We start from the raw sequence: 2,162 nt of genomic DNA, 5'->3' as shown, positions 1-2,162 counted from the left end.
CGGAGCTGTTCTGAAGTAGAATTCATGTCGGGCAAGGTGCTTTTTGTGTTGATGGATGTGTTTCTCGATAACTCACATTTTATCAATCACTTACGGCGTTCTTGCCCTTTTTTATGCAAAATTCAGGATAGGCGCTCACATGGCCGTCGCCCCATTTCTGCACCAGCAGGTTGGCACCCGCCCGGATGATCGGCGCCATCGACGTCGAGGGTGCGCGAAAGGTTTCATAAAAGCAGGCGCGCAGGCCGACCATGAGCATCAGGTACAGCAGCGCGATGGCCAGCAATCCATACCAGCGCGTGTAGCCCGGCCTGACAGCGCGCGACGGGGCGCGGCTGGCCACGCGGTAGCCCAAGGTCACGCCGAGCACCACCAGGGTCAACTGGAGCACCACCATCGCGCCGTTGGCCAGTGGCCCCGGCAGCAGGAAGAAGATGGCGCACGCCAGCCATGCAGAAAGCGGCATTCTCTCACGCAACTATGATTCTGCAACAATTTGATTGCTGGCATGGCACAATTGCCGTTCACTCATTACCAGGCACGCCATGTATTCTTCCACCTTCATTTTCGGTACCAAGGATCTCGACGACGAATTTCATCAGCTCGACAAAACCATTGCCGAGGCGGCCAAGGCGCTGCCCGGCTACCTGGGTGAAGAAGCGTGGGAAAACCGCGCCACCGGCTTGTTTTCGAACGTGTACTACTGGGACAGCCTGGAAGCGCTGCAAGCGTTGATGCAACATCCGGCGCACTTGCAGGCCAAGGCGGCGCAGGCGAAGTGGCTGGACGGGTATCACGTGCTCATTTCCGAAGTGATTCGTACTTACGGGAATGCCGAACTGGGGCACAGGATGAACGTGCCCGCGAGCACGGCGCCGGCTGATCTCCACGCGGCGCAATGACGGCCGCGCTAGGCCGGCGGCAGCTTGTCCAACTGCATTACCGTGGTCAGCAGCACAAACCCTGACAGCAGTCCGAGTATCAGCGGCGGCACGATACCCCAGGCCAGCGAGCTGCATACGATCAGCAAGGGCAGCACGATCATACAGCGTTGACCGTTCGCGCCGACGGTCACCTTGCTTGCGCAGACCGGACAAGCTCCCTGCTTGACGCGCGGGCGGCCGGGACCCGCAAGGAATATCCCGAGGGGGGCCTGGCAATGGGGGCATGTGCATTCCATAAGCAATAAAGATGGAAGGTGGATGGCGGAATTATCGCCCATGTCGCGACTGAATTCCACACCGGGTAAGCAGGGTCGAACCTGGCGCCCTGCAAGTCCATTAACAAGGGCAAGAAGATCTGCCGACCTGCATTGCCGGGCCAGCGCGGCGGCCGCCGTTTGACAGCAACGCCGCTACGGGGCTACTCTATCGATCCGGCCCGTTCCCCGCTGCGGCGATCCGACCACCATGCTCCAGGCACCACCTTTTCCGATCCGCACCGAATGCCCGCCTGGCGCCTGCGTGTGCCGGCGCGACGCCCTGCTGGCCGAGCCCGGCGGCGACACGCGCATCCTGCGCCTGACCCGCGAGGAAGAAAAGAAACTGCTCGCGCATATCGAGAGCATCGCCAGCTACGCCGAACTGAACAAGCTGAGCGAGCGCCTGCGCAGCCAGCTCGGGGTGGTCTTGCAGATCACGCCCAGTCGCAACGAGGTGAAAAGCGCGCGCGGGCTGAGCATTGTGCTGGAAGACCGGCCGGGCCTGTGCCGCAAGACCCGTCAGGCGGTCCCGAGCGCGATCCGGCGCGCGCTCGAGCGCCATCCGGACATCATCTACGCCATCCTCGACGCCCACGACTTGCTCGGCTCTAACTGACGCGCGCGGGCGGTTCCGGTTCCGTCCGCACGCCTGAGCGAGGTCAAGCGCGGCTTGCGGGAATGTCCACATCATGTGACTTTCCTCCACCGCCATGATGGGATGCCGCATGCAAGCACACAGCAAGTACGACGCGCTGGTTCGGGACGGCCTCGTGTCCGCCGCCGCGCTGGAACAGGCGCACCATGCCGCGCATGCGGCGCTGCTCGACATCGAAGACGGAAATTTGCAAGCTAGTTGTCGCCTAAATACGATTTTTACGCTGCTTTTTTGAGTGCTTGATTTTTCTCCTTTTTGGTGACGGCTTCCGTGACACTTTTTTCGGGATTGAGGTGTACCGTCGTC

General features: G+C 61.2%; 5 protein-coding genes. 3 read left to right on the top strand and 2 right to left on the bottom strand.

Annotation, left to right across the window (positions count from 1 at the left end; all coding sequences use genetic code 11):
* Window positions 1–82: 82 nt before the first annotated feature.
* Complete coding sequence (locus F1735_RS33150) at window positions 83–466, bottom strand: S26 family signal peptidase (protein ID WP_167241206.1); 384 nt, start codon at window positions 464–466, stop codon at window positions 83–85.
* A gap of 79 nt (window positions 467–545) precedes the next feature.
* Here F1735_RS33150 and F1735_RS33145 point away from each other — a divergent pair, with 79 nt between their 5' ends.
* Window positions 546–902, top strand: coding sequence for an antibiotic biosynthesis monooxygenase family protein (locus F1735_RS33145; RefSeq protein ID WP_167241204.1), 357 nt, complete (start codon window positions 546–548; stop codon window positions 900–902).
* Window positions 903–910: 8 nt separating this feature from the next.
* Here the strand turns inward: F1735_RS33145 and F1735_RS37655 are convergent, their stop codons facing one another.
* Complete coding sequence (locus F1735_RS37655; protein WP_267876719.1) at window positions 911–1,045, bottom strand: hypothetical protein; 135 nt, start codon at window positions 1,043–1,045, stop codon at window positions 911–913.
* A gap of 364 nt (window positions 1,046–1,409) precedes the next feature.
* Here F1735_RS37655 and F1735_RS33140 point away from each other — a divergent pair, with 364 nt between their 5' ends.
* Entirely contained in the window at window positions 1,410–1,817 is a 408-nt protein-coding gene (locus tag F1735_RS33140; protein WP_167241202.1) for a hypothetical protein, read from the top strand.
* Window positions 1,818–1,926: 109 nt separating this feature from the next.
* Window positions 1,927–2,091, top strand: a complete 165-nt coding sequence (locus F1735_RS33135) for a hypothetical protein (protein ID WP_167241200.1) — start codon at window positions 1,927–1,929, stop codon at window positions 2,089–2,091.
* The last annotated feature ends 71 nt before the right edge of the window (window positions 2,092–2,162 follow it).

Source organism: Massilia genomosp. 1, assembly GCF_011682185.1.
GTDB lineage: Bacteria > Pseudomonadota > Gammaproteobacteria > Burkholderiales > Burkholderiaceae_D > Telluria_A > Telluria_A rubra.
The sequence above is the reverse complement of the archived record's forward strand: the minus strand, read 5'-3'. Positions and strand labels throughout refer to the sequence as shown.